Below are 7,866 nucleotides of genomic sequence, written 5' to 3'. Positions count from 1 at the left end.
CCGCGCGGCATGCCGTGCGGCCGGTGCCCGGCGGACGCACTGCGCCGGGCGTCGTTCCTCCAGGAGACTGGCGATGTCCGCCACCATGGTCGACCGCGATGCGCGCGCCACGGTCTTCGCGCCGCGTCTGCAGGACTTGTTGCGCACGCATGTGGGGCAGGACGCGTTCCGCCTGGATGCCGACACGGTCGGTGTCGCCGGCGCCGCGCTGAGCGACCGCCTGCTCGCGGCCCGGCCCGCCACCGAACACGAACGGCCGACCTTCAAGCCGTTGCACGGCCGCTCGATCGCGCGCAGCGAAGCGGCGAAACTGATGCAGGCGATCGGCCGCGACGTGCGCGAGGCGCTGAAGCGTCCGCCGCCGCCCACGCTCGATCTGTCCGGTTCATGGCCGCACATCGGCCATGTCTATCTGCGCGACCTGCTGCTCGGCGGCGACCCGTGGCGGCTGCGCCTGCTGATGGACCGCACCCTGGAACTGACGCCGCGCCTGACCTGGGCGGTGATCGCCGCCGGCGCGCTCGCACCGCTGGCGCCGGACGCGGAGGCCTCGGCGTTGGCCACGCTGCTGTCCGCGGCCGATGGCTACCGCGCGCGCCGCGATGCGATGGGCCTGTACCGGCGCACCGCCGCGCCGGTGTGCTTCACGATTTCCACGCTGGTCGCCAACGCGCTGTGGCTGGGGTCGCCGTTCGACGCGCGCGTCTGCAACCGCAACATCCTCTACGAAACCCTGCGCCTGCTGCCGCCGTCCTGGAACATCCTGCGCAATGCCTCGCCCGAGTACGGTGCGCTGGATTCGCGTATCGGCGCCGCCGACGACGTGCTGGTGCTGCCCTTGCTCAGCCATCGCGATCCGGCGGTGTGGGAGGAGCCGGAGGCGTTCCGGCCAGAGCGCTGGGACGGCGTGGATCCCGATGCGTTGTCCGGCTACCTGCCGTTCGGCCATGCCTCCGAGCGCTGCTGGGGCCGGCACATGGTCATGCCGCTGGCGGAGCGGCTACTGGACCTGCTGCGCGGTCAGGACCTGGTCGCGGACCCGCAGCAACGTCGCGCCACTGTGCCGTTGACCGGGCTGCTCGGTGTGGCCCAGGTCGACGTGATCCGGCACACGCGCGCTCGAGGCGTTGCCTGCCGCACGCGGTGACGGCGCTCAGCGCGGGGCGGGCGCCGCGGTGGACCCGCGCGTGACCAGGGTGTAGTCCAGCACCTGGTGGGTGCCGCGGCTGGGCAGGCCGTCGCGGCGCTGGCGAATTTCGCCGAGCAGCAGCGTCACCGCGGCCCTGCCCATCGCCGCGACCGGCTGGTGGATGGTGGTCAGCTCCGGCCAGATCGTGGTGGCCACCGGCGTGTCGTCGAAACCGGCGATCGACAGATCCTCGGGCACGCGCAGGCGCAGTCCGTGCGCGATCGCCAGCGCTGCCGCGGCCATGTCGTCGTTGCTGCACAGGATCGCGCTGGGACGCGGGGCGACCTGCAGCAACGCAGTGGCCGCGAGCAGGCCGGAGCGATAGGTGAACAGGCCTTCGGCCACGCGCTCCGGGGCCACCGTCAGCCCGGCCCCGGCCATGGTGTCGAAGAACGCGCGGCTGCGCAGTGCGCTGGGCGTGTGCCCGGGATCGCCGCTGACGAAGCCGATGTCGCGGTGGCCCAGGTCGAGCAGATGCCGGGTGAGCGCGCACGCCGCCTGGTAGTCGTCGATGCGCACCGAGCTGACCCCGGGCATCGGTGCGCCGGTGGCGACCGCCACCAGCGGAATGCCGCGCGCATCCAGTTCGGCGATGGTCTGCCGCGCATCGCACAGCGGCGGCGGCAGGATCAGGCCATCGGCACCGGCCGCGAGCAGGCGTTCGGTGGCGGCGCGCTGGCTGGCGCTGTCGTCGCTCTTTTCCACCAGCACCTGGCAGCCTTCCAGGCTGCTCTGCTCGAGCATGCCGAGCATGAACTGGTTGAGGTAGGCCGCGCTGGGATTGCTGTAGAGAACGCCGATGCGTGCCAGTCCTGCGGTGCGCAGCGAGCGGCCGGCGAGGTTGGGGCGGTAGCCGAGCGCCTTGATCGACGCTTCGACGCGCTCGCGCATGGTAGCGCTCACGCGCGGGTGGCGATTGATCACGCGCGAAGCAGTCATCGGCGACACGCCCGCATGGCGGGCTACATCCAGCAACGTCACCGCTGAGCCCGCGCGACGTTGCCGTATGCCCATCAAAGGTCCTGGCGCTGCTGCGGAGGGGAAGCCCCTGCGCGCGTCCTGCGCAGGTCCGGTTTACTTTACTCCCTGGGCGGTTCCACTGTCTTGGCCTGGCTGCCGAAACCGCCGTCGGCCTGCGCCGCCAGATATGCGAACACCGCATACGCGGCGACATTCTGCGCCAGCGCCTTCGGGTCGATCTTGTCCAGGGTGTCGTCGGCGGTGTGATGCAGATCGAAGTAATCGCTGCCGTCCTGCGCCAGCCAGGCCCAGGCGCCGCCCTTGGCGGCGAGCGGACCGACGTCCGGGCCGGGGCCGCCGGCGTCCGGCGCATAGGCGATGCCGAGCGGTGCCAGCGCCTCGGCGATCTGCCGGGTCGCCGCGCGCGAGCCGGCGGCGTCGCCGGAGCCGGTGTTGAAGGCATAGATGCGGCCGGCGCCGAAGTCGCTCTCGGCGACGATCTGGTGCCGCGCCACGTCCTTGGCATGCGCCTGCGCATAGGCCTTGCCGCCGTACAGACCCTGCTCCTCGTTGGCGAAGGCGACCACGCGGATGCTGCGCTTGGGCGCCTGCTTGAGCTGGCCGATCAGATGCCCGGCGGCCATGCTGATCGCCACGCCGGCGCCGTCGTCGATCGCGCCGGTGCCCAGGTCCCAGGAATCCAGGTGCCCGCCGATCAGCACCACCTCGTTCGGCAGCGTGCGCCCGGTGATCTGCCCGATCACGTTGTAGGAGGTGGCGGTGCCGTCCCAGCCGCAGTCCAGCGCCAGGCGCAGGCGTACCGGGCCGCGCGCGAGCAGGCGCGCCAACTGGTTGGCGTCGGGCACCGACAGCGCCGCCGCCGGCACCGGCGTCAGTCCTTCGTCGAAACGGGTGATGCCGGTATGCGGCACGCGGTGCGAATCGGTGCCGGCCGAGCGCATCACGAAACCGATCGCGCCCTTGCGGATCGCTTCTGACGGCCCCTTGCTGCGCACCGCGCCGCCGTTGCCGTAGTCCTTGCCATCGCGGGTGCGCAGCATCTGGTAATCGACGAAGGCGATCTTGCCGCGCAGCGCATCGGCGGGCGCCGCCTGCAACGCGGCCAGGTCGGCGAAGCGCACCACCTCGGCCTCGACCGTGCCGCCGGGGCTGCCGCCCAGCGCGGTGACGGTGAGCGGTTGCGCATGCGCGCCGAGCACCTGCGCGTGTTCGCTGCGCCGCTCCCATTTCGGGAACGTCACCGGCTCGGTCCACACCTTGTCGAAGCCCAGTGCCTTGAATGTCGCCGTGGCCCAGGCCACCGCGCGTGCGTCGGCCTCGCTGCCCGCCATCCGCGGGCCGATCTCGGTGGTCAGCGACTCGACCACCTTCCAGCCGGTGTCGTCGGCCAGTGCCCGCTCGCGCAAGGCCGCCGCGTCGCGGAGTGCCGCCTCCGGGATGCGCGTGGCCTCGGCGGCAACCGCAGGAGAGGACAGACTCAGCACAGCAGCGATGACGACGGCAAGACGACGCATGGAAAACTCCGCGGACACAGGAACCGCGAGCTTAGCAGTGCCTCACCGCTGTGCACGACGCGGCCTCCATGGCGGAAGCCGCGTGTGCCGTCGCGCTTACTCCGGGCGCGGCTCGTGTTTGAGCGAATCGCGGATCTCGCGCAGCAGCAGCACTTCCTCGGTCGGGGCCTTCGGCGCCGGCGGTTCCTTGCGGGCGATGCGGTTGATCGCCTTGACCAGCATGAAGATGGCGAAGGCCACGATCACGAACTGGATGATGGTGTTGAGGAAATCGCCGATGCCGATCACCACGGCCGGTACCGGCTTGCCGGCGGCGTCCACCGTCGCCGCCTTCAGCGTCCATGCCCAGCGCGAAAAATCCACGCCGCCCACGAGCAATCCGATCGGCGGCATGATGATCTTCTCGACCAGCGCGGTGACGATCTTGCCGAACGCGGCGCCGAGCACCACGCCGACCGCCAGGTCCAGCACGTTGCCGCGCATGGCGAATTCCTTGAATTCGCGGATCATGCTCATCGGGACTCCTCTCTTGTCAGTGCGGGCCTGTCGCCGCGGCGCTAGCCTAGCGCAGTCGCCGTGGTGGTCGAATCACAGGCGCGCGTATGTCGCGCGACAGGCGCGTCCTCAGCCGACGATGCGGCCGTGCCGCTCGGCCACGTTCTCCAGGCGCGCGCTGAAGCGATCGCCCGGGCGCAGCGCGGCCACGCCGGCCGGCGTGCCCATGAACACCAGATCGCCGGCGCGCAACGCGAACAGCTTGGACAGCTCGTGCAGGATCTCCGGCACGTTCCAGATCATCTGCTCCAGCAGCGACTGCTGGCGCACCTCGCCGTTGACTTCCAGCGAGAGGTTCAAGGCCTCCAGCGCCCCGACCTCGCCAGCCGGGATCAGCTCGCTGATCGGCGCGGAGGCGTCGAAGCCCTTGGCGATGTCCCACGGCAGGCCCTTGGCCTTGGCCGCGGCCTGCAGGTCGCGACGGGTCAGGTCCAGGCCCACGCCGTAGGCCAGGATCAGGGCCTCGGCTCCGTCCACCGGCAGCACGCCGGCGGGCGCGTCCTGGCCCAATGCCACCACCAGTTCCACTTCGTGGTGCAGGTCCTGGGTCGCGGACGGGTAGGGGATGGCGTCGTCGCCGATCACCAGCGCATCGGCCGGTTTCATGAAGAAGGTCGGCTGGCCGCGCTCGGCTTTCGAGGCTGGCGCACTGGCGCCCATCTCACGCGCGTGGTCGGCGAAGTTGCGGCCCACGCAGTAGATGCGATGCACCGGAAACAGGCCCTGTCCACGCACGGGAACGCGCGGAGCCTCGGCAGCAGCGAACAGGTCTTTCATGAGCATGCATCCAACGAGAGGGGATGCAGCAGTTTAGCGGGTCGGGTTCAACCCGATTCCAACAGGGAAGCGGATGTCGCTCTCGCGATTCCCCAATCCCGATTCCCCATTCCCAGCTCTAAAGCGGCAAGGCCGGCTTGCGCACCACCCGATACTCGCCATCGACCACATGGCGGCGCGCGGTGGCCGGACGCTTGCCGCGCTGGCTCAGCAGCTTCATCGCGATGCCGCCCAGGATCATCGCCGCGCCCACGAACACGCTGACGAACACCAGCCCGGCCAGGATCGCCAGGCCGAGCAGGCCCACGGCCAGCTTGACCAGCGGATGGCGCGGCTTGCGCGGCGCGAAGACGTGCCGGAATTGGTCGAAATTGAAGAGGCGAGCGCGCATGGCAGAACTCTGTTTCAGTTTGAACCGAAGGGGCGCAGTATCGGCGCTGTTTTATGTGACGGAGTGAAAACTTCGTTAAGCGAAAAATTAACACTTTGCGGTCAGGGGCTTGCATGTGCTCGCCGGGTGAAGGGCGTGCGGCGTCACGGCTGCCGATCGCCCATGCCAGAATGACAACCCCTTGCTGCCTGCGCTGCGTTCCATGACCGAATCATCTGCCGTGCTGGCGCCGCTGCACGACCTGGTTTCCGGCGAGCTGGCCGAGGCCGAGGCGCTGATCGGCGGCGAGTCCGAATCGCTGCTGCTGTACCGCGAGGGCGATCGCGTGCGCGCGTGGTTGAACGTGTGTCCGCATGCCGGGCGCCGCCTGGACTGGGCGCCGGGCCAGTTCCTGAAGAGCCGCGAGGGCCACGTGGTGTGCGCCGCGCATGGCGCCGCGTTCGAACTGCAGGGCGGCGAGTGCGTGTCCGGCCCGTGCCGCGGCCAGAGCCTGCATGCGGTGCCGGTGGACGTGCGCGACGGGCAGGTGGTGCTGGTTTAGCGCGCAGCGCAGGTGCTTGCGACGAGCCGCGCTACAGCGCGTGCCACCAGCCCATCGACATCAGGTTGACCATCAGCACCACCACCAGGGTGTAGACCAGCGACAGCGGGCCGCCGACGCGCCACAGTTCGCGCGGCTGATAGTTGGCCGGGCCGGTGATCATCGAGATCACCGGATTGGACGCGGTCATCAGGTTGTTGGACGCCGACAGCGCCACGATCAGCGCGAACGCGGTGGGATTGCCGCCAGCCGCCAGCGCCAGGTTGACCGCGATCGGCACCATCACGATGGTCGCGCCGACATGGCTGATCACCAGCGAGAACGCGGTGGTCAGCAGGCCCAGGGCGATCTCCAGCGCCCACACCGGCATGCCCTCGGGTAGTCGCGCAATGGTATGGCCGGCGACCCAGGCCGCTGCGCCACTGCTGTCCATCGCCCAGCCCAGCGGGATCAGCCCGGCCATCAGGAACACGGTCTTCCAGTTGATCGCCGCGTAGGCCTCGTCCATGCGCAGCACGCCGGTCAGCAGCATGCCGGCCACGCCGGTCATCAGGGTCAGCGCCACCGGCAGCCTGGAGGTCAGCGCTATCAGGATGGTCAGGGCGAAGATCGTCATCGCGATCTTGAACTTGTGCGGGCGGTGCTCGCCCTTGGGGTAGTCGGTGACCACCACGAAGTCGCGGCTTTCCGAGGCCTGCGCCAGGTCCTGCCAGATGCTGTGGAACACCAGCATGTCGCCGGCGCGCAGCGGCACCTTGCGCACGTCCTCGCGGATCACCTGCTTGTCGCGGTTGATCGCCAGCAGGCTGATCCCGGCCTGCTTGCGCAGGCGCAGTTCTGCCGCGCTCTTGCCGATGAAGCGCGAGGTCGGCGGGATCACCGCCTCGGAGATGCCGGCGCGGCTGGGGTTGAACAGATCGCCGAGATTGCGCAGGCGCGAGGACAGGCGCAGGAACTGGTTCTGCGCGAAATCGGCGACCTGCTGGCGCGCGCCCATCACCCCGAGCACGCTGCCGACCCAGATGCGCATGTCCGCCGGCGGCGCCAGGCGGGTGTCGTTGCCGGTCTTCAGGGCGAGCAGCAGCGGCGCGTTGTGCACGGTCTCGGCCTCGCCCAGGGTCATGCCGACCAGCGGGCTGTCGGCGCTGACGATCAGCTCGAACACGTCGCCTTCGATGCCGTAGGTGCGGGCGAAATAGCTCTCGGTGCGCGCCGGGGTGACGCCGTCGTTGATCAGCCGCTCTTCTTCGGCCAGCGCCTTGTCGCCGCGCACGCGGAAATAGATCAGCGAGGCCGCCAGCAGCGCCACGCCGATCGGCAGCGGCGCGAACATGCGCAGCGGCTCGATGGTGGCCATGCCCGAGGGCAGGTTGTTGTTGGCCGACTGCAGCAGGTCGTTGAGCAGGATCAGCGGCGAGTTGCCGACCATGGTCAGCGCGCCGCCCATCACGATGGCCGCGGCGATCGGCAGCAGCAGCCGCTGCAGGGTCAGCCCGGTGCGTCCGGCCAGGCGCGAGGCCACCGGCAGGTACAGCGCCATCACCGACGGGTTCTGCATGAACGAGGAATTGAGCCCGGCGATGGCGGTGGTCAGCAGCATCAGCCGCTCCTCCACCCCGCGTGCGCGCCGCAGCAGCCACGACGCCAGTCGGTTCAGCGCGCCGGTGCGCTCCAGCCCGGCGCCGAGGATGGTGGTGGCGATGATGCTCATCACCGCGTTACCGGAGAAGCCGCTGAACAGCTCCTCCGGCGCGATCAGCCCGGTCACCCCGAGCACCACCAGCACCACCAGCGCCACCACGTCGGCGCGGATCCGCTCGAACACGAACATCGCCATGGTGAAGCCGACCAGCCCGAGCACGAGCTTCATATCGGTGGTCAGCGTCAGCGCGGTATCCATGCGAGGCCGGGAATGGGG

General features: G+C 69.8%; 8 protein-coding genes. 2 read left to right on the top strand and 6 right to left on the bottom strand.

Translation table 11 applies throughout. The annotated features are described in order from the left end of the window. The first annotated feature begins 73 nt into the window (after positions 1 to 73). Positions 74 to 1,147, top strand: a complete 1,074-nt coding sequence (locus CEK68_RS21415; RefSeq protein ID WP_152239852.1) for a cytochrome P450 — start codon at positions 74 to 76, stop codon at positions 1,145 to 1,147. 6 nt (positions 1,148 to 1,153) lie between these two features. On the opposite strand, the gene CEK68_RS15050 is transcribed toward CEK68_RS21415, so the two are convergent. The 5 genes from CEK68_RS15050 to CEK68_RS15030 all read right to left on the bottom strand — a co-directional run bounded on the left by CEK68_RS15050 (position 1,154) and on the right by CEK68_RS15030 (position 5,407). After that, positions 1,154 to 2,206, bottom strand: coding sequence for a LacI family DNA-binding transcriptional regulator (locus tag CEK68_RS15050; RefSeq protein WP_152239851.1), 1,053 nt, complete (start codon positions 2,204 to 2,206; stop codon positions 1,154 to 1,156). A gap of 62 nt (positions 2,207 to 2,268) precedes the next feature. Continuing rightward, complete coding sequence (locus CEK68_RS15045; RefSeq protein WP_043094995.1) at positions 2,269 to 3,684, bottom strand: M28 family peptidase; 1,416 nt, start codon at positions 3,682 to 3,684, stop codon at positions 2,269 to 2,271. A 96-nt stretch (positions 3,685 to 3,780) separates the two neighbouring features. Beyond that, complete coding sequence (gene mscL, locus CEK68_RS15040) at positions 3,781 to 4,200, bottom strand: large-conductance mechanosensitive channel protein MscL (RefSeq protein WP_017910415.1); 420 nt, start codon at positions 4,198 to 4,200, stop codon at positions 3,781 to 3,783. Positions 4,201 to 4,308: 108 nt separating this feature from the next. After that, a complete protein-coding gene (locus CEK68_RS15035; protein WP_017910414.1) occupies positions 4,309 to 5,016 on the bottom strand; it encodes a fumarylacetoacetate hydrolase family protein in 708 nt (235 codons plus the stop codon). A gap of 118 nt (positions 5,017 to 5,134) precedes the next feature. Then, complete coding sequence (locus CEK68_RS15030; RefSeq protein ID WP_017910413.1) at positions 5,135 to 5,407, bottom strand: hypothetical protein; 273 nt, start codon at positions 5,405 to 5,407, stop codon at positions 5,135 to 5,137. Between the two features lie 202 nt (positions 5,408 to 5,609). Here CEK68_RS15030 and CEK68_RS15025 point away from each other — a divergent pair, with 202 nt between their 5' ends. Then, positions 5,610 to 5,948: a Rieske (2Fe-2S) protein gene (locus CEK68_RS15025; protein ID WP_152239850.1), complete on the top strand. Its 339-nt coding sequence runs from the start codon at positions 5,610 to 5,612 to the stop codon at positions 5,946 to 5,948. A 31-nt stretch (positions 5,949 to 5,979) separates the two neighbouring features. Here the strand turns inward: CEK68_RS15025 and CEK68_RS15020 are convergent, their stop codons facing one another. Beyond that, positions 5,980 to 7,848, bottom strand: a complete 1,869-nt coding sequence (locus tag CEK68_RS15020; RefSeq protein ID WP_010341810.1) for an SLC13 family permease — start codon at positions 7,846 to 7,848, stop codon at positions 5,980 to 5,982. Between the last annotated feature and the right edge of the window lie 18 nt (positions 7,849 to 7,866).

The organism is Xanthomonas sp. LMG 12461, assembly GCF_009192935.1.
In the GTDB taxonomy this organism is placed as follows: Bacteria; Pseudomonadota; Gammaproteobacteria; order Xanthomonadales; family Xanthomonadaceae; genus Xanthomonas_A; species Xanthomonas_A sontii.
This window is presented reverse-complemented; position numbering and strand designations above follow the sequence as displayed.